The organism is Caballeronia eucalypticola (assembly GCF_047608185.1).
In the GTDB taxonomy this organism is placed as follows: domain Bacteria; phylum Pseudomonadota; class Gammaproteobacteria; order Burkholderiales; family Burkholderiaceae; genus Caballeronia.
Genome location: NZ_JBLKRU010000024.1, coordinates 90888 through 112677 on the forward strand (window position 1 = coordinate 90888; position 21790 = coordinate 112677).

General features: G+C 59.3%; 19 protein-coding genes. 8 read left to right on the forward strand and 11 right to left on the reverse strand.

Annotation, left to right across the window (positions count from 1 at the left end; translation table 11 throughout):
* Nucleotides 1-83: 83 nt before the first annotated feature.
* Nucleotides 84-623 (reverse strand): TetR/AcrR family transcriptional regulator, encoded by a 540-nt coding sequence (locus tag ACMX25_RS25080; RefSeq protein WP_414952742.1) that lies wholly within the window; start codon nucleotides 621-623, stop codon nucleotides 84-86.
* 193 nt (nucleotides 624-816) lie between these two features.
* Between ACMX25_RS25080 and ACMX25_RS25085 the strand changes: the two genes are divergently transcribed.
* The gene (locus ACMX25_RS25085; RefSeq protein WP_414952743.1) at nucleotides 817-1611 is read left to right on the forward strand and encodes an inositol monophosphatase family protein; all 795 of its coding nucleotides are present in this window, start codon (nucleotides 817-819) and stop codon (nucleotides 1609-1611) included.
* A gap of 117 nt (nucleotides 1612-1728) precedes the next feature.
* On the opposite strand, the gene ACMX25_RS25090 is transcribed toward ACMX25_RS25085, so the two are convergent.
* From ACMX25_RS25090 to ACMX25_RS25100, 3 genes are read right to left on the reverse strand one after another with little or no spacing between them, the layout of a single operon-like run.
* Nucleotides 1729-2502 (reverse strand): SDR family NAD(P)-dependent oxidoreductase, encoded by a 774-nt coding sequence (locus tag ACMX25_RS25090; RefSeq protein WP_414952744.1) that lies wholly within the window; start codon nucleotides 2500-2502, stop codon nucleotides 1729-1731.
* Nucleotides 2503-2512: 10 nt separating this feature from the next.
* On the reverse strand, nucleotides 2513-3484 hold the full coding sequence (locus ACMX25_RS25095; protein ID WP_414952745.1) for a shikimate dehydrogenase family protein: 972 nt from the start codon (nucleotides 3482-3484) through the stop codon (nucleotides 2513-2515).
* Complete coding sequence (locus ACMX25_RS25100) at nucleotides 3481-4188, reverse strand: glucose-6-phosphate isomerase (RefSeq protein WP_414952746.1); 708 nt, start codon at nucleotides 4186-4188, stop codon at nucleotides 3481-3483. The genes ACMX25_RS25095 and ACMX25_RS25100 overlap by 4 nt, the downstream gene beginning before the upstream one ends.
* 241 nt (nucleotides 4189-4429) lie before the next feature.
* Between ACMX25_RS25100 and ACMX25_RS25105 the strand changes: the two genes are divergently transcribed.
* From ACMX25_RS25105 to ACMX25_RS25130, 6 genes are all read left to right on the forward strand, one after another.
* Nucleotides 4430-5851: an FAD-binding oxidoreductase gene (locus ACMX25_RS25105; RefSeq protein ID WP_414952747.1), complete on the forward strand. Its 1422-nt coding sequence runs from the start codon at nucleotides 4430-4432 to the stop codon at nucleotides 5849-5851.
* Nucleotides 5852-5905: 54 nt separating this feature from the next.
* Complete coding sequence (locus ACMX25_RS25110) at nucleotides 5906-6883, forward strand: sugar ABC transporter substrate-binding protein (protein ID WP_414952748.1); 978 nt, start codon at nucleotides 5906-5908, stop codon at nucleotides 6881-6883.
* A gap of 65 nt (nucleotides 6884-6948) precedes the next feature.
* The gene (locus tag ACMX25_RS25115) at nucleotides 6949-8457 is read left to right on the forward strand and encodes a sugar ABC transporter ATP-binding protein (protein ID WP_414952749.1); all 1509 of its coding nucleotides are present in this window, start codon (nucleotides 6949-6951) and stop codon (nucleotides 8455-8457) included.
* Nucleotides 8458-8479: 22 nt separating this feature from the next.
* The gene (locus ACMX25_RS25120; RefSeq protein ID WP_414952750.1) at nucleotides 8480-9472 is read left to right on the forward strand and encodes an ABC transporter permease; all 993 of its coding nucleotides are present in this window, start codon (nucleotides 8480-8482) and stop codon (nucleotides 9470-9472) included.
* Between the two features lie 109 nt (nucleotides 9473-9581).
* Complete coding sequence (locus ACMX25_RS25125) at nucleotides 9582-10439, forward strand: SIS domain-containing protein (protein WP_414952751.1); 858 nt, start codon at nucleotides 9582-9584, stop codon at nucleotides 10437-10439.
* A 486-nt stretch (nucleotides 10440-10925) separates the two neighbouring features.
* Complete coding sequence (locus tag ACMX25_RS25130) at nucleotides 10926-12122, forward strand: porin (protein WP_414952752.1); 1197 nt, start codon at nucleotides 10926-10928, stop codon at nucleotides 12120-12122.
* A gap of 96 nt (nucleotides 12123-12218) precedes the next feature.
* On the opposite strand, the gene ACMX25_RS25135 is transcribed toward ACMX25_RS25130, so the two are convergent.
* From ACMX25_RS25135 to ACMX25_RS25165, 7 genes are all read right to left on the reverse strand, one after another.
* Nucleotides 12219-12989, reverse strand: a complete 771-nt coding sequence (locus tag ACMX25_RS25135) for an SDR family NAD(P)-dependent oxidoreductase (protein WP_414952753.1) — start codon at nucleotides 12987-12989, stop codon at nucleotides 12219-12221.
* A 58-nt stretch (nucleotides 12990-13047) separates the two neighbouring features.
* Complete coding sequence (locus ACMX25_RS25140) at nucleotides 13048-13716, reverse strand: HAD family hydrolase (RefSeq protein ID WP_414952754.1); 669 nt, start codon at nucleotides 13714-13716, stop codon at nucleotides 13048-13050.
* Nucleotides 13713-15218 (reverse strand): xylulokinase, encoded by a 1506-nt coding sequence (locus ACMX25_RS25145; RefSeq protein WP_414952755.1) that lies wholly within the window; start codon nucleotides 15216-15218, stop codon nucleotides 13713-13715. The genes ACMX25_RS25140 and ACMX25_RS25145 overlap by 4 nt, the downstream gene beginning before the upstream one ends.
* 220 nt (nucleotides 15219-15438) lie before the next feature.
* On the reverse strand, nucleotides 15439-17001 hold the full coding sequence (locus ACMX25_RS25150) for a DHA2 family efflux MFS transporter permease subunit (protein WP_414952756.1): 1563 nt from the start codon (nucleotides 16999-17001) through the stop codon (nucleotides 15439-15441).
* Between the two features lie 59 nt (nucleotides 17002-17060).
* On the reverse strand, nucleotides 17061-18320 hold the full coding sequence (locus tag ACMX25_RS25155; RefSeq protein ID WP_414952757.1) for an HlyD family secretion protein: 1260 nt from the start codon (nucleotides 18318-18320) through the stop codon (nucleotides 17061-17063).
* 35 nt (nucleotides 18321-18355) lie between these two features.
* Nucleotides 18356-19837 (reverse strand): efflux transporter outer membrane subunit, encoded by a 1482-nt coding sequence (locus ACMX25_RS25160; protein WP_414952758.1) that lies wholly within the window; start codon nucleotides 19835-19837, stop codon nucleotides 18356-18358.
* 82 nt (nucleotides 19838-19919) lie between these two features.
* Nucleotides 19920-20357 carry a MarR family winged helix-turn-helix transcriptional regulator gene (locus ACMX25_RS25165; protein WP_414952759.1) on the reverse strand — a complete coding sequence of 146 codons (438 nt, stop codon included), beginning with the start codon at nucleotides 20355-20357 and terminating at the stop codon, nucleotides 19920-19922.
* A gap of 61 nt (nucleotides 20358-20418) precedes the next feature.
* On the opposite strand from ACMX25_RS25165, the gene ACMX25_RS25170 reads away from it, so the two are divergent.
* Nucleotides 20419-20928 (forward strand): aminotransferase class I/II-fold pyridoxal phosphate-dependent enzyme, encoded by a 510-nt coding sequence (locus ACMX25_RS25170; RefSeq protein WP_414952766.1) that lies wholly within the window; start codon nucleotides 20419-20421, stop codon nucleotides 20926-20928.
* The last annotated feature ends 862 nt before the right edge of the window (nucleotides 20929-21790 follow it).

The window sequence follows — 21790 nt, forward strand, 5'->3', positions numbered from 1 at the left end:
CGGTCTTTAAAGCACGCGGGGGCCATGTGGGCTGGCGCAGTGTGCGCGGGAGAAATAAGCTGAGGGATAGCGCGCCGCAGGTTTTACGATCGTTCCAAGTAGCCGAAGACCGCGCGGATCACCCGGCGTTCGAGTTCGCCAATGTCCGTTTCACCGCGCTCTCCTGCGGAATCGGTCAGCGCGCGGGTGATCGCGAGGATGTCTGAGGCCAGGACGGCGATGTCCTCAGACGAACGCTCCGGCCGCTTCTTCAGCACCTCGACAATGGCTGCATGAATGGTGCTGGCGACACGCACGGCATGGGCCGGGAACGGCAGCCGGGCCTCCTCGAAATCGAGCAGCCGTGCGAGTTTCGGACGTGTGAGTTGATGCTCCGTCGCCGCACGGATCATCGACCTGAGCGCGTCTGCCCAGTCTTCCATGCGGGCCGCCTTCACCACGGCGTCCAGCAAGAGCGCCGATTCCTGCTCGATCAACGCGATGGTGATCGCGTCCTTGCCGGGGAAGTACTGATACAGCGAGCCGATGCTCGCGCCCGCGCGTTCGGCAATTGAATTGGTCGTGTAACCCTCGAAGCCGTGCTGCTCAAGAATGTGAGCCGCCGCTTCAAGAATGATGCTCACAGTTCGGCTCGAACGCGGCTGAGCCGGTTGTTTCCTGGGGTTGAGACGAGTGGCGGAGCGCGGTGGTGTCATGTCCGGAATGCGAGTAGCTGATGTGAGCTTGTGCTCGTATTATCTATCAAACGTTTCGACGAATGTTTTGTTCGATTCCTTTTGGTCCTCTGAGACTTCCTTTGCCTTTCGACTTCATTTCATGATAATTAGTGATCCTTATATTTGTTCCGCATTGATCCGTGGCGTTACGGATCAGTTAGCCGCATCGGCTGCGCCACCCAGACCGGACGAAACGGTCAACCAGCTCATACATCGTGTCACCCAGGCAAGCACGTGGGCAAGCACGGTGATGCGAACGGCGCTCCGCCAGCATTATCCGGACATTGGGTGGTCCAGTTCGGAAGCGCAGCCGGATAACCCCGATGAAACTTCGGCAGCTCCGTATTGGATCTACGACCCGATTGACGGCGCGTATCACTATGTTCAGGGACTGCCGTTATGGTCGAGTTCGCTGGCGTTGATTAGCGAAGGGCGTCCGGTCTTTTCAATCGTCTACGATCCGTCGCAGCGTGAGTTGTTCGTGGCACCGGAATCCGGCGGTGCCACGCTTAATGGCGGGCCCTTGCGGGTATCGGGAAAGTCGGATTTGCGCAGTGCGGTTGTGGCCACCGCGTTACCGCCTTTTGGATACGGCGATGAGGATGAGCATCGTCGATCGGTTGCGTTACTCGGCGCAGTGTCCAGGCGTGTATTTGTCGTGCGGCAGATGGCGTCCGCGTCGCTGCAACTGGCTTATGTGGCTGCGGGACGGCTCGATGCGTATTGGGAGACGGGTAATGACTTATACGACTGGATGGCGGGCGCGCTGCTGGTCAGGGAAGCCGGAGGTGAGGTAACTGATCTTGCCGGTGCGCCGTTAGGCTCGAATGCGAATGGCATTGCAGCCGCGCCAGCCGGGCTTAAGGTTGCGTTGCTTGAGGGGCTTGTGGGCTAGGGATTGCCGGGCCCCCAGCGTTGACCTTGGCGCTTATATAGGCCCTGCGGTCACGGCCGAATCGGCGCAAAGATTCGGCCGGTCGCAGCGGCTCTGTTCAAAAGAAGAACCGTGGGATCACCAGCAGACATAACCGCCGTCGGCCAGCACGATCGATCCGGTCATCAGGCTGGCCGCGTCGCTGGCGAGAAATAAAATGACCGCTGCCACTTCATCGACGCGTCCCATCCGGTTCATCGGCGTCCCGCCAACCCAGTGCTGCAATTTTTCCTTGTCCTGATAGACATAGGTATTCATCTCGGTATCGATATACGTCGGCGCAACCGCATTCACCCGCACGCCGCGTGCGCCCCACTCCGCTGCCAGCGACTTCGTCAGATGATGCACCGCCGCCTTCGACGCGTTGTAGTTCGCTTGCTCCTGTGGCCGGTTGACGATAAACCCCGACATGGAACCCACGTTCACAATGCTGCCCGCGCCGCGCTCAAGCATGCCTTTGCCAAACGCGCGGCAAGCCCAGAACACGCCATTGAGATTGACGTCGATGACCTTGCTCCAGATCTCGTCGGTCATGGTCTCAGCCGGATGATTCGAGATCGCGATGCCCGCGTTATTGACCAGCACATCCACGCGGCCGTGGCGCGCGACAACCGCGTCGTTGACTCGCTGGGCAGCGCCGGGGTCCGTGACATCGAATAATTCGGTCTCCACACGATAACCCTTCGACGCAAGCGTTTCGGCGGCCTTGGCAAGCAAGTCAGCATTCATGTCCGTGAGCACGACCAGCGCGCCGGCTTCAGCCAGCGCCTCGGCAGTGGCGAGACCGATGCCGCGTGCCGCGCCGGTGACAACAGCAATCTTGCCGGTCAGCTTGAACTTGTCGAGATACATGCAATGTTCCTTAAATGGATTTGGCGGGCGCCGGCTTGCCGGCTTGCGCCGCGATCCGGCTGATCTCGTCGAACCCGGGGCCGCGCACCGGGATGTCGACGTGAAAGACTTCCGCGATCACGCGCGTCCAGCCATAGATAAAGTAGGTCCAGCCGTCCTCTATCTGAAGTGAGCGTGCGGTTTGTTGAGCCCGCGCCTGATCGAGAAAAACCAGGTTGCCACGATAATTCAACTCCCACACGACCGCGCGCTCGGGGAACACGGCTGCGTCACTCAACGGTGACCCCGGGGCGTCCTTGCCCAGTCCGGTGGCGTTGATCACCAGCGCACCCGGCGACAAACGCTGCAGGACGGCGTCGTTATCTTCCGTCCTCGACGCAACGATATATTCGCACGGAACATCGAATTTCAGCTCACGATGGATACGTTCGATTTCTTCCAGCCTGCCAGCCGATCGGTCCGACACAAGGACCCTGGAAGGCCGGTTTGCGCCACGCTCCTTCTGCATCAGATGCCAGGTCAGCGCGATGGTCGACCCGCCCGCACCGATCGAAAAAACTTCTGCCCCAGTGATGGCGAAATGATCCCTGGGGAGGAAGCCGTCGAGCGCGAAACCCGACGTGATCGAATCCTTGGCATGACAGATTAATTTTCCGCCCTGCTTCGAGAGGCAACTCGTTTCACCCATGATCTGCGCGGTTGGATCGATGACATCGAAGAGATCCTTGCACGCCGCGTACAAATCGATCTTGTGCGTAGTCACCAAAGCACCGAGCGACAGCGGATCATGCTTGAGGAATTCGACCGCTTCCCGGTAGGCTTCAGGTGACGCATGCGGCTGGAAATCAATGCCCTTCATGTCCACATCGCCAAGTCCAAGATGCATGGCCCATTCCGGGAACACACGCATGATCGAACTTTGCGCTGTGGTCACGCCTATGAAATAGAACGTGGGCCGCTTGGCGGGTTCATAAGTGCTCATCGCGGCACCCCTTCCGCGGCCGCAACACCACGTGCTAGCAAGGCTTCGACTTCCTGCTGCGTGCGCGGCTTGTACTGCGGATTAGGTACGCTGCGCCATGAACCCGCACCGTCATCGACAATCCGCAGTTTCATGCCGTTCGACTGCTCGATGATCGCGTAGTCCTGACCCGAATCCGCCGGATAACAGAACAGCATCACGAAGTCCTCCTGCCCAAGATTGACCGACCGGTGAATCCATCGCGGCGGCACATAACAAGCCGTGTTCGCCTTGATCTCGACCACACGCGTATCACCGCTCGGCGACTCCATCACCATCACGCCGAAGCCCTTGAGCCCGAAGTACAACTCAGGCCGGTCGATAGCCGCGTGTATGTGCCCCCGCGTCATGAAGAATTCATCGCCCACTTTACCCGGACTCATGCGCGTCACGCCGGTAATCAAGTCGCCCGGGTTGCTGTTGGGCCGGTGATCGGTGACCTCATACACGACCTCATCGCCGCGAGCGGCTGCGAGCACGTCGAACGCGGCGGAATCGGCGTACAGGCCGCCCAGGTCGCGCAGGAATTTCTGATAACGCGAATCGGTGCCGGTCATCAAGCCGGTCTCCAAGTCGACATCGAAAGAACGCGGTTCAGGCCATTGCATCGGGTCCATCTCCTTGAATTTGCGAGTCGCTTCGCCCTTGATGAAATCGAATGACATTCACAGAAGGCTAAACGTTAGTTTTAATAATGATAACTTTAACTAAAACCCAAAAAATTGGGGTTTTCCCCGAAGCGCCACCACTGCTTTTTCGTTTAATGATAGCTATACTATCGTTCATGATGTGCAGACACAACGTTACTCGCACTAACGTTCGCTAACCTTGTGTCCTGCGCAAATTCGATTGCAAGGCGTGACGGCGCATCAAGAGCGCCGCCCGCCAACCCGCAGGAGTGATTCGATGCACGAACAATCGTCCCCCGCGCTCAACGGGTCCCAGCGCGCTGTGATTGCGCTGCGCGAGGTGCTTGGAGCAGAGGTAGTCAGCCTGCCGCACGAGTTCACCGGGAGGAAGAATTCGGACTCGAGCCGCATGCCAAGTGCGGAGCCGCTTGCGCTGATCCGGCCGCGCAATACGGAACACGTCGCCACTGCGCTGCGGATCTGCCATGAGCACGGGCAAGCGGTTGTCACGCAAGGCGGTTTGACGGGACTCGCCGGCGGCGCCACTTTCCTCGGCGGGGAAGTGGCGTTGAGCCTGGAATTGATGAACGGGATTGAAAGTATCGACGCGATCAGCGCATCAATGACCGTGCTATCCGGCACGCCGCTGCAGATCGTCCAGGAAGCCGCGGACGCCGCGGGCTTCATGTTTCCGCTTGATCTCGGCGCGCGTGGAAGCTGCACGATCGGCGGCAATCTCGCGACCAACGCGGGCGGCAACCGCGTGATCAAGTACGGGATGATGCGCGACCAGGTGCTCGATATAGAAGCCGTGCTGGCGGATGGCAGCATCGTTGGCGGCTTGCGCAAGATGATCAAGAACAATACCGGATACGACTTGCGCAACCTCTTGATCGGCAGCGAAGGAACGCTGGCCGTCATCACGCGCGCCGTGCTGCGCTTGCGGCCGAAACCACGCGCCGTATCGACCGCATGGTGCGGCCTGCCGGACTACGACGCCGTGACCACGTTACTGCGCCGCGCGCAGGAAAGCTTGCCCGCCGGCGTGTCCGCATTCGAAGTCATGTGGCCGGGTTATTACGATTTCGTGCTGTCGCGCTTGCCCGAATTGCGCGCACCGCTTGAAGGAAAACATGCGTTCTACGTGTTGCTGGAAAGCAGCGGCGCCGATCCCGAACGTCAGGCCGACGCGTTCGAGGACTTTCTCTCGGGCATGCTCGAAGAAGGACTACTTAGCGATGCCGCGCTCGCTTCGTCGGAATCCGATGCCGCCGCGTTCTGGGCCATTCGCGATGCGCCCGGTGAATATCAACGGCTGATTCCCGGCCGCGTTTCTTTCGACGTCAGCTTCTCGATCGCCGACGTGGGCGAAGCGGCCCGCCGATGCGAACAGCAGCTTCGCGAACATTGGCCGGGCGCGACCATCCTGATCTACGGACATCTCGGCGACGGCAACCTGCATATCGTCGTCCAGGAACCCGGCTGGCCGCGCGATACCGCGCCAAAGGTCCAAGCCGTGGTGTACGCGGTAACCGGTGAAATGGGCGGCTCGGTATCGGCGGAACACGGCATTGGCACAAAGAAACTGAAGGTGCTGGCGTTGTCGCGCACGCCTGCTGAACTCGCCGCCATGCGTGCAATCAAGGCCGCGCTCGATCCACTGAATATTCTCAATCCGGGAAAGTTGTTGCCGCACTGATTCAACAGTTTTGATGTTTTTTAAAACCGCCAAACCCTAACAACAGGAGGAGACATGACGCGGTTCGTGAAGCAGGTGATGTGTGGTGTAGCGCTGGCAGTGGCCAGCGCAATCGCAACGGCCCCGGCGTTTGCTGCCGACAAGATGAAAGTGGGCATTTCCATGAAGGTGCTCAATGCGCCTTATTTCTCGGCTGCAATGGAGTCAGCCAAGGCACGGGCTACGGAGAACGGCGCCGAGGTCATCACAGCCGATGCCCAGGGCAAGATGGGCAAGCAGATCTCGGACGTGGAAGACATGTTGACGCGCGGCATCAAGGTACTGATCATCGACCCGGCCGATCCCAAAGGCCTCGTTAATGCAGTCAACACTGCAACGGCTGCCGGCGTGAAAGTGGTCGTGATCGACAGTACGCTCGATCCCAAAGCTAACTACCTGACGCTCGTGCAATCGTCGAATCGCGAAAACGGTGCGCTGGTTGGCTCGTGGGTCGTCGACACCATGGGCGACAAGCCGCTGAAGATCGCGCTGATCTCCGGCGAGAAAGGCAATCCGGTCGGCAAGGAACGGCGTGACGGCGTGATCGAAGGGATTGTCGAAGCGCAGCTCGCCAAGACCGGCAAGGTCAACATGCAGATCGTCGGTCAGGGCTGGGGCAACTGGTCGGACGAAGGCGGCCTGAAGGCGATGGAAGATTTGCTGGTGGCCAACAAGGACATCAACATGGTGCTGGGCGAAAACGACAGCATGGTCCTGGGCGCACGCCGTGCAATCGAAAGCGCGAACCGTCAGGGCATCACGCTGGTTGCAGCCGCCGACGGCCAGAAGGAAGCGCTCAGCCTGATCAAACAAGGCAAGTACGGCGCGACCGCGTTGAACGATCCGGCACTTGTTGCACGCACGGCGGTGGACATCGGCATGAAGGCGGCCAAGGGTGAATCGACGAACGTGCCGAAGATCTCATACACGCCTTCCGCCGTGATCAACCAGAGCAACGTCGACAAGTTCTACAACCCGAAAGCGATCTTCTAAAGATTCGCGGGTTCATGCAACGCGCGCCGGCTTCGCCGGTGCGCGTGCATTCTGGAGACACCTTCATGATTCCGTTTATCGCCCTGACCGGCGTTGACAAGCGCTTCGGCGGCATTCACGCCATTGAAGACGTCGACTTCGATGTCCTTAGCGGCGAAGTCCATGCGCTTGTCGGCGAGAACGGCGCGGGCAAGTCGACGCTGATGCGAATTATCGGCGGCGGCCATCAACCCGATGCCGGAACGATCCAGGTCGAAGGGCGCGAGATGTCCTTGCGAAATCCGCATGCGGCCATGGAAGAAGGCATTGCGGTGATTCATCAGGAAACCGCGTTGGCGCCGGACTTGTCGGTCGCTGAAAACGTGTTTCTTGGCGCGTTGCCAGCCGTGATCGAGTGGCGTTCGTTGCGCAAGCGCGCGCATGAATTGATCGCGAGCCTTGGCTTTGACATCGACCCTTCAGCGCTGGTCGGCAGCCTGTCCACCGCACAATGCCAGGTGATTGAAATCGCCAAGGCGCTGAGCCGCCAGGTCAAGCTGCTGGTGCTGGACGAACCCACTGCCGCGCTCGCGCCGTCGGACGCCAACAAGCTCCTTGAGATCGTGCGCGACCTGCGTTCGCGCGGCGTGGGCATCGTGTATATATCGCATCGGCTGGAAGAGGTGTTTGCGATTGCCGACCGCATCACCGTGCTCAAGGACGGCAAGCGCGTGGACACCGTCAAGCCTGCCGATCTCAACATGGATGAACTCATTCGCAAGATGGTCGGCCGCCCGCTTTCAGTGCTGTTTCCGCAGCGTCACGCAACGCTCGGCGCCGAAGTGCTGAAGGTCACCGGCCTCGTACGCGGTCATGCGGTGCGCAACGTGTCGTTCACATTACGCGCGGGCGAAGTCGTTGGGCTGGGTGGTTTGATCGGCTCGGGGCGCACGGAAGTTGCCCGGCTGATCTTCGGTGCGGACACCCGCGATTCCGGCACCATCGAACTGAAACAAAAGCTGCTGGCGATTCGCTCGCCAATGGCAGCGGTCAGGGCCGGCATCGGCTTCGTCCCTGAAGATCGTAAAGGCCAGGGCGCGGTTTTATCGATGCCAATCCGCGTCAACGCCACGCTCGCAGCGCTTAAATCCGTCAGCCGCCCGGGTGGCTTTCTGGCCTTCGGCCGCGAGCGCGCGTTCGTTCAGAAGTTGATGGAACAACTGCGCATCAAGGCCCGTTCGATGGACGCCGATGTCTCCACGTTATCAGGCGGCAACCAGCAAAAAGTCGTGCTCGCCAAATGGTTTCATGCGGACGGCGACCTGATCATCCTCGACGAACCCACACGCGGTGTCGACGTGGGCGCCAAGGTGGAAATCTATACGCTGATCAACCAGCTCGCGGAACGGGGCAAGGCGGTACTCGTGATCTCGTCCGAGCACCAGGAGTTGATGGGTCTGTGCGACCGCATTCTCGTGATGGGCGAAGGCGAGATTCGCGGTGAACTCAAGCCCGCCGATTTCAGCGAAGAGCAGATCCTCTCGCTTTCCTTGCGTCGTACGCCGGACGAAGCGCCGGCAGCGCTTGCTCAATAAACCAGTCACGGAGACTCGCATCATGAATCCCAGCGCTGTCAGTCATAAATCTCATCAGGCCCAGTCCGGCCAGGCGAGACATTGGTGGTCGGTTGCGCGCCGCTTCAACACGGTTGCGATCCTGATCGTGCTCGTGATTGCCGCGTCGTTCGTATCGAGCGATTTCTTCTCGGTGGCGAATCTGTCCAACATCTCGCGTCAGGTCGCGGGCGTCGGCATCATGTCGGTCGGCATGCTGCTGGTCGTGCTGACCGGTGGTATCGACTTGTCGGTCGGCTCCATTGCGGCGCTGGGCAGTGTGGTGTCGGCCATGCTTATTCCTCAGTACGGCCTGAGCGTCGCCCTGCTCGTCACGCTCCTGGTCGGCGGTGTTTGCGGCTTTGTATCGGGCGCGTTGATCGCGTGGTTCCGTCTGACACCGTTTGTTGTCACGCTGGCCATGATGACCGTTGCGCGAGGCGTGGCAATGATCGTCTCCAACGGCTCGCCAATCCTCGTCGATGATCCCGGCCAGGCGTTGCTCGACTTCGGCCGTCACTCGTATTTTGGGGTTCCGGGACCCACGCTCGTCATGCTGATCGTATTCGTGATGGGCGGCATTGCGCTGAACCGGCTGCGTGCCGGCCGCGTAGTCCGCGCGATCGGATCGAACGAAGAAGCCGTGCGGCTTTCCGGCGTACCTGTTGCGCGGCATGTGCTCGGCACCTATGTCAGCTCAGGGTTGCTCGCGGCGCTTGCCGGCATCATTTCGACGTCGCGTGCCGGAGTGGGTGCGCCGACCGTCGGCGTGGGCGACGAACTGACTGTGATTGCAGCGGTCGTGATCGGCGGTGCGAGTCTGGCAGGCGGTAAAGGCGGCGCCGTGAATACGCTGATGGGCGTGCTGATCCTCGGTGTGATCGGCAACATCATGAACCTCGCCAGCGTGCCGGGTTACCATCAGCAAGTGGTGATGGGCGTGATCATTGTCGCGGCTGTCCTGTCCCAGCGCGGCGCCCGTTTCTGGCGCCGCTAGCGGCTTATCCCATTCGTCCAATTCGTCCGATACACTTGGCAGCCTGGCCTTACGCCAGCACGGGGCGCCGCTTGCGGCGCCCCGTGCACAATGAACGAAGGAACATCGAGTGCCCGATTACAACATCCTCGAACTGATCGACCGCGCGCGCCCCGGCCTTCGCCGCGGCAGCCGGCAAGTGGCCGACTACATCCTTGCAAACCTGGCTTCGATCTCCGACATCAACCTGGCTGAGCTTGCGCGCAACGCGCAGGTCAGCGAGCCAACCGTGCTGCGTTTTTGTTCGACGCTCGGATGCAGCGGGTTCAAGGACTTCAAGATCCGCATGGTGCAGAGCCTCGCGCTCGGCGCCCCTGCCACGCACTCGGTACTCGCCAAGGGCGACGACCCTGAAACCATCGCTACCAAGATCTTCGACTACACCATCACGAGCCTCGACTGGGCGCGCAAGAAGCTGGATTTTGCGGCTATTGGGCGCGCAGTGGATTTGCTGGCAAAAGCGCAGCGTATCGAGTTCTTCGGGTTCGGTGCATCGGGCATTGTCGCGCTGGACGCGCAGCAGAAGTTTCCCCTCTTCGGCGTGCCATGCGTCGCGCATCAGGATTCGCATCAGCAGTTCATTGCCGCGTCCATGCTCAAGCCCGGCGATGCGGTCGTGGCCATCTCGAACACGGGCTCTACCCGCTCGCTGATCGAGGTCGCGCGGACCGCCCGTGAACGCGGCGCAAGCGTCATTGTGATTACCGGATCTAATAGCCCGCTAGTGAGCTTCTCTGACGTCGCGGTCATTGCGGAGACGCTGGAAAATACAGATGTCTATACGCCGACCACGTCCCGGCTTGCCGCGCTCGTCATTATCGATATCCTTTCAACAAGCGTCGCTCTGCGCAAAGGCGACGCTCATACGCTCGCCGTGCTGGACATGAAAAAGCGCTTGGCCGACATGCGCTCGACCGGCGTTATTTAATGGCGGCAGCTTTCGTTGCTTGCATCAAATGACAAAGGCCTCTCCGGTCTTTGCATCAGGCGCTTGCCGCGCCTGACGGCTCTGGATAAGGGCCTGCGCGGACACATAAGCCTGAATCTCACCGAAATTGCGAGTCTTTCAATAAGTTGTTGTTCAAATAACACGCATGCGAATTGAATGTTCCGTGTAAGCCCGAACGTAAATATGATTTCACACAATTGAAATCGGGCCACATTAAGGTTCGTCGAGCCGAACGTTCATTACCCTTCGAAAACCTTACACATCGATGGATAAAGGTCGAACCGCCTGCTCGTGATCGGGTCGATCCCATGCTGCACGGTTTGGAATGCTAATTATTTCGGCTATATGAATTTTTAGCATGTTGCTTTAGAAAGCAACGGAATAACCAAACAATCAAACATCGGTGGGACTTTACGACCCTATCAAATAGGATGTCTCCTCTTTTCCCAACTGAAGCACAACAAAATGAAAATCCAAAAGACCACGGCTGCCATCCTTGCTATCGGAGCATTGTCCGGCACCGTACACGCACAAAGCAGCGTAACGCTGTACGGCATTGCCGACGGCGGTATTCTCTTTAACAACAACGTCAAGGGTGCGAAGCAATATGCGTTGTCCAGCGCCAACTCGTCACGTTGGGGTTTGCAGGGCGCTGAAGACCTGGGCGGCGGCCTCAAGGCAATCTTCACCATTGAAAACGGTTATACCCTCGGCACGGGCGCATTGAGCCAAGGCGGCCTGGAGTTCGGCCGCAAGGCCTTCGTCGGCCTGAAGAGCGATACCTACGGTACGGTGACGCTGGGCCGCCAGTACTCGGCCAGTAACGACGCTACTGCTTCGTTCGCGTCGGGCGCTGACTGGGCTGCATCCGGCCTCGGCTACGGCACGCGCGCAGGCGACGTCGATAACGTCGATACGTCGAACCGTATCCAGAACGCCCTCAAGTACACGAGCCCGAATTACCGCGGCTTGACGGTCGGCCTCCTGTACAGCCTGGGCGGCCAAGCCGGCCAGTTCTCGCGCAACGAAGTGACCGACGCAGCTGTGTCGTACGTCAATGGCCCGCTCAAGCTGGGTGCCAGCTACAACTTCACCAAGGACCCGTATTACGCCACGTTCGGCAACCAGGGCAACTCGTCGACGCCGACTTCGGCCGCGGGTGGGAACAACAACATGCCTAGCCGGATTTACGGCGGCTACGCTTCAGCAGGTTCGCAGCAGATCATCACGGCCGGCGGTTCGTACGTGCTGGGATCGGCAACGATCGCCCTGCTGTACTCGAACACGCAGTTCCAGAACCTCGGTCAGGTCAATGCAGTGGGCAGCTTCGGCACCAAGTACAACGGCGGCACCGCTACGTTCAATTCAGGCGAACTGAACGTAAAGTACGCGCTGACCCCGGCCCTAACGCTGGCCGGCGCCTACATCTACACGCATAACAGCGGCGCCGATGGCGTGGGCAGCGCGAAGTACAACCAGTTCAACCTGGGCACCATCTACTCGTTGTCCAAGCGTACGTCGCTCTACGCGATCGGCTTCTTCGAAACCGCATCGGGCGTGGATTCGACGGGCAAGCAGGCTGTAGCAGACTTCAGCGGATCGTCCTTCTCGTCCAACAATCACCAGTTGGCAGCGATTGTCGGCATCACGCACAAGTTCTAAAAAGTCCTGCAACGTTTAGGACGGTACTCCTAAGCTTTTTTAGCAGCATGTGGCCTTCTCTTTTCGGTTTCCGCGAGAGAGAAGGCTTTTTCCGTTTTACACGCCTGAAACGTAGCCACCATCCACGGGCAACGTGACGCCCGTGATGAACGCCGACGCCGGCGATGCCAGGAACACCGTGGCGCCTACCAGGTCGTCCACTTCGCCCCAACGCTTGAGCGCGCTGCGCGCCGCTATCTTCTCCGCGCTATCCGGTACTTCCCAAAGCGCGCGTGTCATGTCGGTGCGATGGTAGCCTGGCGCAATCGCATTCACCCGCACCCCTGCCGGGCCAAACGAATGAGCCAATGAACGCGTCAAACCAAGAATGCCAGTCTTGCTGGCGCAATAAGCCGGCACATCCACGTCGGCGATATAGCTCAGCATCGACGCCACGTTGACGATCGCTCCACGCGCGTGCTCGAGCTTGCTACGGGCGGCCATGGCGAGGCGCATGGCTGCCGTGAGGTTGACATCGATCACCTCGCGAAAGACATCGTCACTGTATTCATCGACGGGACGCGCCACGCCGGCGGCATTCACCAGCACGTCGAGCACGCTCAGGGTAGCGACGAAACTTTTGATGGCGTCGTTATCGCGGACATCCAGTTGCTCGAAGCGGATGTTTTCGAGTTCGGCGTCCGCGCGCAATCCTTCGAGCTTGCTGGCCGAGCTGCCGGTTGCGATCACCTGCGCGCCTAACGCTGCGAAACCTCTCGCGATGGCGAGGCCGATGCCGCTGGTTGCGCCCGATACGAGGACCGTCTTGCCGTCGAAGAGACCGGGACGGAAAGCAGTTATTTCCGCGCCTTTGAGTTCGCTTGTCATGATGTTGCCTCGCTATTGAAGGTGTTGATCGGATCGCGCTGCGTACTGGCCGGGGTCTTCAACGCGCATGTACCGCAAGTTGAACGCCCAATGCATCGGCGAGTTCGTATTCGGAGTGCACGATTTTCGCGCCTTCGGGAAAGGTACTCGCAGCACGTTCATGCTCGGGCCACGCCAGTACCCGCATGCCCGCTGCGATAGCCGCGCGGGCGCCGGTCGGACTGTCTTCCACCACCATCGCTTCCCCGGGATGCACGCGTAGCAGCCATGCAGCGCGCTGATAGGGCTCGGGATCGGGCTTGCCGGCACGCACATCGTTAATGCTGATGGAGATCAGTTGCGGGTCCTGCAAGTCGAGCGCGAGAAGCCCCGCTTCAAGCAACATGCGCGGTGAATTCGACACAATCGCTTGGCGTATTCCCGCTGCGCGCACTGCGTGATAAACACTCAGCGCGCCGGGTCGTGGCTGCATCTTCGGGGCTTCGGACACGTAGTGCCGCGCCCTTGCCATCGTCCATGGTTCGTAGTCGAAATCGATACCAAAACGCTCGCAGCAGAACGCGTGCACTTCGCGGCCGGTCTTGCCGAATATCGACGCATGTAATTCATCGCCTGCTGTTATTCCATGCTGTGCCAACACCGTCACCAGTGTGCTCAAATGCAGTGCTTCGCTGTCGGCGAGCGTGCCGTCCATGTCCCACAAGACAGCTTTGATTGCTTCCTTCATGCATGAGCCTCGGCAAGACGATCCAGGTCGTCGTAGAACTGTTGCGAACTCGTGTAGAGCCGCTCGAAGATCGGCATCATCCGATCGTAGGTATCACTGGCCCGCGGATCTGGCAGGACCTCGCGTTCGAACTGAACGAAGGCCGCGACTGCATCGCCCAGACGCGCGAACTGGCCGTGCGCCGTCGCGGCAAGAATCGCACAGCCGATCACGCCGCATTCGAGCTGCGCAGGCACGAGGATAGGCGTGCGATACATGCTTGCCTTGATCTCCAGCCAGAGAGAAGCCTTGGCGCCCCCGCTAGCCGCGACCAGCCGCTCCATGCGCACGCCCGCCGATTCAATCACGCCAATGTGCCGCCGCACGCCGAAAGCAACCCCTTCCAATACCGCGCGATGCAGATGCGCCGTCCCATGCTTCGCCCCGATACCGAAGAACTGGGCGCGCGAATTCGAATGCTCGCCAAGCCGTTCGCCGGTCAGGTAAGGCAAGAAGAAAAGCCCTTCGGAACCGACGGGTGCATCAGCCGCTTTTTGTGCAACGGCCTCGTAGCTCAAGGTGTTTTCGTGAAATGCGCGGCGCGCCCAGCGCACTGCATCGCCGCCAGAATCGAGCAGCATGAACCTTCCCCAGAGCCCTTCCGCCGAGATCATGTTCGAGACTTCCGGGTGCAGCATGGGGGTGTCTGCGATCACCGTGATGATCGACGATGTGCCGGTAATATCCGAGCCGAGACCGGGTCCATATACGCCTGAGCCGAGCATCGAAAGCGGATAGTCGGCCCCGCCGACCAGCACGGGTGTTCCTTCGCGCAAGCCGGTTGCGTACGACGCTTCGGAGGTGATCGTTCCCAGGATCTCTTGCGGCGAGCGGATAGGTGGAAGCTTGCTGCCGTCGAGACCCAGCTGATCGAGCATGGGCTGGGACCATGACCGCATTTCAGGGTCCATCAGGAAGCTGGTGGATGCGTCGCTCCAGTCCCAGGCGCGCTCGCCTGTCAGCCGGAAATTGATGTAGTCCTTCGGCATGAACACCGTTGCGGCACGCGCGTATGCGTCGGGCTCGTTCTGCTTGAGCCATTGCAATTTGAAGCCCGGCCATGCGGGTGTTGCCGGGTTGGCCGTCAACGGCAGATACGATGCAGCCGGTTGATTCGCGCGAAAGGCAGCCACTTGAGCAAGCGTGCGTTTGTCATTCCACAGCGGCGCGGTTTCGCGGGTGAGCTGACCATCCGGCCCGATGAGAACCGTGCCGTGCATCTGGCCACATGCGCAGATAGCCGCGATGTTTTCAGCGGCATGGGGGGTGCCGCCAAGGACCTCTTTAATGGCAGCAGCAACGCCCAGCCACCAGTCGGCCGGACGCTGTTCGGACCAGCCGTAGCGCGGCACGATCTGCTCGTGTTCGCGCGCCGCCATGCTCACAATGACGCCATGCGTATTGACCAGGGCAGCGCGGGCGCTACCCGTGCCAACGTCGATGGCAAGGTAATACGTCTCCATTACTCGAATCCTCAGGTACTGCCTGAACGAGCAGGCAATCGCTCGCAGGTTTGAGGTGCGAGCGATTGCGTCTATATTTTATTAACGTTATTTTGACTACGTTTTTTGATCGTGTCAATTGACGCATATCCCATTTATAAAGGGACTAACCTCTCGCGCCGCCTCCACGCTCTTTATCATTATCGTTGTTTTTGCTAACTTTATTTAAGCAACCTGAAACCTAGTGACCGCCCGCTCCCGCAGCCGCTGCGGCGCCGTCCTTGCTCGGCTTGGTGATCCAGATAAGCGGGATGATCGCGATAAAAATGACTGCCGAAAGCCAGAAGATATCGTTGAGTCCAAGCATGGCGGCCTGCGCGTTGAGCGACGATTCGAAGAACGCCATTGCTTGCGACACGCTTCCTCCCAGCGTGCTCTGCAACGCATTGATACTCGCACCGAAGTTCGGATTGTTGACGCTCGTTTGTTCAGCCAGTTGAGCGTGATGCAGGATCGTCCGGTCGTTCCAGCCTGTGCTCACGAGGGACGTTCCAACCGCACCCGCAAAGACCCGTGTGAAGTTTGACAGCCCTGCAGCGGCGGGTATTTTGTCAGCCGGCAAGCCCGACAAAATGATCGCCGTCAGCGGCACGAAAAACAGCGCGGTGGGAATGCCTTGCAACAAGGTAGGAAGGACCAGGGTCCAGGTATCGACGCCCGTCGTGTAGAACGAACGCATGAAAAACACGCCGGCAAAACCAACGAACGTCAAGGTGGCGAGCACCCGCGCATCACTCTTCGGCATGATCTTGGCCATCACCGGCGTAAGCAGCACGGCGAAGATACCCAGCGGCGCGGTCGCGAGACCGGCATCGACTGAACGATAGTTAAGGTACTGCTGCATCCACGTCGGCAAGATCACGAGGTTCGAAAAGAAGAGCGCATAGGCGACTGAAATCGCGACGGTTCCACCCAGGAAATTACGTCCCTTGAAGAGCCACAGATTGATGATCGGATTTTTTTCCGTCAACTCCCAGATCATGAAGAACACGAAGCTGATCAACGCAAATAGCCCCAGCGCGACAATCACCGGCGAGGTGAACCAGTCGAGGTCCTTGCCTTTATCGAGCATGATCTGCAACGAACCGACCCACGCGACCAACGAGATCAGGCCCACTTTGTCGATGGGAATCCGCTTCACCGGCGTTTCGCGCGTCCGGTAGATCGCCCACGTCACGCCGGCTGCAAACAGGCCCACTGGAATGTTGATGTAGAAGATCCAGGACCACGAGTAGCTATCGGTGATCCAGCCACCCAGCGCCGGTCCAACGATCGGGCCTACCGTCGCGGTCATGGCCCACAACGCCAGCGCGTGCGAGCTCTTTTCCTTCGGGTATGAACCGAGCAGGATGGCTTGCGAAAGCGGGATCAGCGGACCAGCGACCGCTCCTTGCAGGATCCGCGCGCCAAGCAGCACGGGAAGGTTGGGCGCCAGACCGCACAACCATGAAGACACCACGAACAACAGGATCGCCCAGACGAACAGCTTCACCTGCCCAACCCGTTGCGTAAGCCAACCGGTCAGCGGGATCGAAATGGCGTTGGCTGCGGCGAACAGGGTAATGACCCACGTGCCTTCATCGACGGAGACACCCAGGTTGCCCGAGATGGTCGGAATAGCCACATTCGCAATCGACGAATCCAGCACGTTCATGAACGTGGCAAGTGCGACAGCAAGCGTGGCAAGCGCCAGTTTCCCGCCAGTGAGCGGCGCGGGCGGGCCGGATTGAGACGACGTATTCATGTTTTCTCTCAATGACACATTTAATCTGACTTGTCAGATATCAGGTTAAAAAATGCTGTTTAGCCAGCGCGATGGAATTGGGCTTGATCGCGCTTCGCCACAGTCTTGGGAGGGGCTATCGGCATGTTGTCGGCGATCACCTTGGCGATCTCCGCGTTGGCCTGCTCGCCGTATTGCTCGAACACATCGGTCCGGTAAGACGTGTTGGTGGCAGCGGCCAGTTGCGTACCGGATTCGTCGCGTGTCTCGACTTCGACGTCCATCGACAAGCCGATGCGCAGCGGATGCTGTTCAAGCTCACGCGGGTCAAGCTGGATGCGCGCCGGCAAGCGTTGCACGACCTTGATCCAGTTGCCCGTTGCATTCTGTGCGGGCAGCACGGCAAACGCGCTGCCCGTGCCAGCGGAAAAACCCAACACGCGGCCGTGATACTTGACGCTCGAATCATAGACATCGGCCGTCAACGTCACCGGCTGACCGATGCGCATGTGCCGCAGTTGCCCTTCCTTGAAGTTGGCGTCGACCCAGACACGGTCGAGCGGCACGATCGCCATTAGAGGCGTACCGGGCGCAACACGCTGCCCGACTTGCACCGACCGGCGCGCGACATAACCCGTCACCGGCGCGGGCAAGGTATTACGGGCATAGCTTAAGTAAGCATCCCGAAGCTTGCTTGCAGCAGCCTGCACGTTCGGGTGTTGTTCAATGGAAGTGCGGTCGGTGAGGACGTGGTTCGCTTCGGCTTGCTGGCGGATGGCATCGAGCGAGGCTTGCGCGCTTTTGACGGCATCGCGCGCATGCGACACGTCTTCGGCGGACACCGCCCCGGTGTTCTCCACCGCCTGACGACGTTGCAGATCCGAGTTGGCGCGGGCGAGATCCGACTCGCGTTGAGCGATGCTCGCCGCATAAAAGTCGTTGTTCACGTAGAGGCTGCTCACTTGCCGCACGGTCTGCCCGAGCGTGGCTTCCGCATTGCCGAGCGCGACTTTTGCATCGGCCGAGTCCAGCGTCACGACCGGGTCGCCGACCTTGACGATCTGCGTATCGTCCGCGTTCACCGCGACAACCGTGCCACTGACTTGCGGTGTGAGTTGTACGAGATTGCCGCTGACGTAGGCGTCATCGGTTGACTGGTAGAAGCGCGCATCGGTGTAGTAATACGCGCCGTAGGCAGCGGCCGAGATGACGATTGCTGCACCGAGCAGGGAAAGCAGCAGCTTGCGTTTCGTACGCGGGGCGGCCTCTTGCGGCACGGGGCCCTTGACCATTTTGTTTGAATCCGCCGCCACGCGGTCGGACTGGATGGTGTCGCTCATTGCAATTTCTCCTGATGGGTCCGTTGAATGCCGGCTCAGCGCGCGGCAACAGTTTGTGATGACGATGAGGCGCTGGTGTCGGTGTAGCCGCCGCCGAGTGCTGCGGCGAGCGCGATCTGCTGGTCACGACGGTTCATCTTCAGATCGACGACAGCCTGGTCCGCCGACAACGCGTTCATGTCAGCGTTGAGCACGGTCAGTTGATTCGTGAGGCCGCCCTTGTACTGGACGATCGCGAGTTCATCGGCACGATGCGCGGCGTCCTGCGCGGTTTCTGCATCGACGAGTTGCGCATCCGTCGAGCGGATCTGCGCGAGTTGCGTCGCGACGTCGCTCAGCGCGGTGACGAGCGTCTGGTTATAAGCCGCTACCGCGTAATCGAAATCGGCGTAACGGCCTTTGAGTTGGGCGCGCAATGCGCCGGCATCGAAGATGGGCAGGTGGATCGCCGGACCTGCCGTTGCGGTCCGGCTCGCGGCTGTCAGCAAGCGGCCAAAGCCGAATGCGTCCAGGCCAAGCGATGCACCCAGGTTGATGTCCGGATAGAACTCAGCCTTCGCTTCCTTCACATCATGTGTGAGGGCGTCCACACGCCAGCGCGCGGCCACCAGGTCCGGACGACGGCTGACGAGATCGGCGGGCAAGTTGTCGGGGAGCAGCACCTGATCTCCTACGCCAAGCGCCGGGCGTTGGATCGTCAAGCCGCGATCCGGTCCAGCGCCCAGCAACGCGGCGATCTGATAGCGCGTCGTGAGAATCTGGCCGTCGAGCGCGGTCAGGGATGCGTGACTGGTCGCGACGTTTGCCTGCGCCGTCTTGCGCTCCACTTCGGTGTCCAGTCCGGTCGCAATCCGGCCCGCCGCAATGCGTTCGATCTGATCGCGCTGTGCAACTTCCTTGACGGCGATATCGCGCTGATCGTAAAGCCGTGCAAGCTGGTTATAAGCGCGGGCAATCGACGCAGTCAGCGTCAGCTTCACGACCTCTGCATCCGCTTCACTTGCCTGCGTTTGCGACACCGCCGCCTTCAACGCTTCCCGGTTCTTGCCCCACAGATCGAGGTCATACGAAGCCGACGCCAGCAGCTTGTTTTCGGTTTGCCACGAACCCGCGTAAGGCGGCGGCACGAGCGCGGTGGCCGAATATTGCTGGCGGGTCATCGAATAGTCCGCGCCTACTTTCGGCATGGTATCGGCCCTCGCCGTTTCACTATAGGCATTGGCCGACGCAACCCGGGCACGCGCCTGATCGAGGGACGGACTGTTCTTCAATGCTTCGGCAATCAACCCTTTCAACTGGGCGTCACCGAATTGATCGGCCCAACCCGCTGCCGGCCAATGACCGCTCTCTGCCGGGATGCTTTGTGTCGTCTCGTACGATTGAGGCTGGGACATCTGCTGGTCGCTGTGAATGCCCGCGTAGTTCGCGCACGCCGACAGCACCGCGGCAAGCATCACCGATACGCTCGCCCTCAACACGCGCGAACCGATCAACTTCTGATTTGATTGTGATTGCATTTTCTGACCTGTCAGATAATTGGACAAAAAAACGGCCGGTTTATTCGCGACTCGTTTGTTCAGCTTATTTTAATCAGCTAACCTACTCATCGATAAATTTACGAAGCAGGCGGTTCAGTTCTTCGAACTCGGTCTTGCTGAAATTCTTCAGGTGCGCGTTAAGCACATCCGGTGCGACGCTCGGAATCTGGCCCGCCACAGCCTCGCCCTTTTTCGTCAGCGCCAGGTTTACCACCCGGCGATCTTCAAGGCTGCGCGAGCGTTTCAACAGGTCTTTCGTTTCCAGCTTGTCCAACATGCGCGTCATCAGCCCGGTATCAATTCCCAGCGCCTTCGACAACTCAAATGGCGTTGCAGCCGAACCGGTTTTGAGCGACATCAGGATACCCATCTGCTGGCTGGAGATATCCAGGTGCTTCAGGACTGCATCCATCTCGACTGTCATGATGTTGCGCGCCTTGGCGATCAAGAAACCGATACTTTCAGTCAGCCGAAAATTTTGCTTGCTGTAATGGTTCATCGCTGTCTCCGTTGATGAACCGCATATTATTTGACATGTCAGATACTGTCAAGATAGATTTATCGAGGCGGGTGGCGGCGCTTATGTCGGCACATTTTCGAAATTTCCCGAGTTGCGGGTGGGTTATGTGGCGCCGCCGGCGTCGTTGCATGAAGCCGTACAGAAAGCCAAGCAGATTAGTGACTGGCATAGCTGCTCGATGACGCAGGCGGCGCTAGCCAAGTTCATGCTGGATGGCGATTTTGCCAAGCATTTGCGACGTATGCACCAACACTACAAGGATCGTCGGAGGATGCTTGTTTCGTCGCTGCAGAACGAACTTGCTGAATGGTTCGAGCCGCGGATTCCCGCAGCGGGAATTCATATGACTGCTAGGTTGAAGGGGGCGTTGAAGGAAAAGCATCTGACCGGTGGTGTGCTTGATCCGTCTATTGGGTTGTATGGGATCTCTGGGTTCTATATGAATCGGCCAACGCACGAAGGGTTGATTTTCGGGTATGGCGGGATCGGGGTGGATGAGATCGGGGTCGCTATGAAGAAGATAAGGATGCGATTGTTGAGGATGACGTGAGTTGGTCAGGGTTAGTGCCGGTTGCCAGGTTCTGGGGTTAGCGGTCGGAGTCGATGCCGGGTTGCACGGGTTCCGCGTTAGCGGTTCTGGTTCAATGCCGGTTGCTGCTTTCCAGGTCTTCGCGAGTTTAGTGTTGGATGTTTTCTTTATCACTATTAGCCACTGCGCGTGGCAGCGCGTCATTTCTTTTTCCAAAGCGAAAAAGAAACGAAGCAAAGAAAACGCTTTCACCGCTCTACCCTAAGTGTCCACAGCGTGCAGTTCCATTTCATAGGTGCCCCAAAAGCACGGTGCTCGCCAGAGCTTAGGATGTTTGAACCCCTCCTTCTCGCGAATCCTGACAGTAAAACGCTTCGCCCCGTACGCTCTCGGGCAAGCACTAACGACTGAACCCGCCCAAGGAGCGCCCCGCGCTATCCGCGGAAAACCAACCTCCAAATTTGTATGCATGCCGAACCATTTGAAAACCCGTCGAAAAACGGTGCTGCAGAACGTGTAAGGCCTTACACCCGAAATAACAGCGCGAACCGACGAGCTAACCCGCGAAGAACCGCACCCATAAAAGCGCGTGAGGCCGTGCGGGTTTGTGGGGCACTGGTGCTTGCCCGAGAGCGTACGGGGCGAAGCGTTTTACTGTCAGGATTCGCGAGAAGGAGGGTTTCACACATCCGTGGCTCTGGCGAGCACCGTGCTTTTGGGGTACCAATGAAATAAACTGCACGCTGTGGACACTTAATTTTTGCTTGGTCGGCGGAATTTATGGGTGGTTTCGTAGTTCAGGTATGGTTTTTTGAACGATGTTATGCGCAGGTGCAGGCTTATCCACCGAGCTTGCCTGTGGACAAGCCGAGGTGCCTTTCAC